Annotated in this window: 1 protein-coding gene; it reads right to left on the reverse strand. The window is 73.3% G+C overall.

All coding sequences use genetic code 11. The features are described 5' to 3' along the window. The coding region (locus RM812_RS42600; protein WP_311586455.1) for a histidinol dehydrogenase at window positions 1–412 on the reverse strand (412 nt) is incomplete at both ends.

The following is a 412-nucleotide window of genomic DNA, read 5'->3' on the forward strand; positions in this document are numbered from 1 at the left end:
GTCGTGCTCGGCCTGGCTGATCAGGTCGGCGGCCACGTGCACCGGGTCGGCGGTGTGGTCGGCGAGGATCGCGATCTCGGTGGGCCCGGCCTCGGCGTCGATACCGATGCGGCCCTTGAGGAGGCGCTTGGCGGCGGCCACATAGATGTTGCCGGGGCCGGTGACCAGGTTGACCGGGGCGCAGTCCTCGGTGCCGTACGCGAACATCGCGACGGCCTGGGCGCCGCCCGCCGCGTACACCTCGTCCACGCCGAGCAGGGCGCAGGCGGCGAGGATCGTGGGGTGCGGGAGGCCGTCGAACTCCTTCTGCGGCGGGGAGGCCACGGCGATGCCCTCGACGCCCGCCTCCTGGGCCGGGACGACATTCATCACGACGGAGGAGGGGTAGACCGAGCGGCCGCCGGGGACGTAG

The sequence above is a fragment of the Streptomyces lancefieldiae genome (genome assembly GCF_031845825.1).
In the GTDB taxonomy this organism is placed as follows: Bacteria; Actinomycetota; Actinomycetes; order Streptomycetales; family Streptomycetaceae; genus Streptomyces; species Streptomyces lancefieldiae.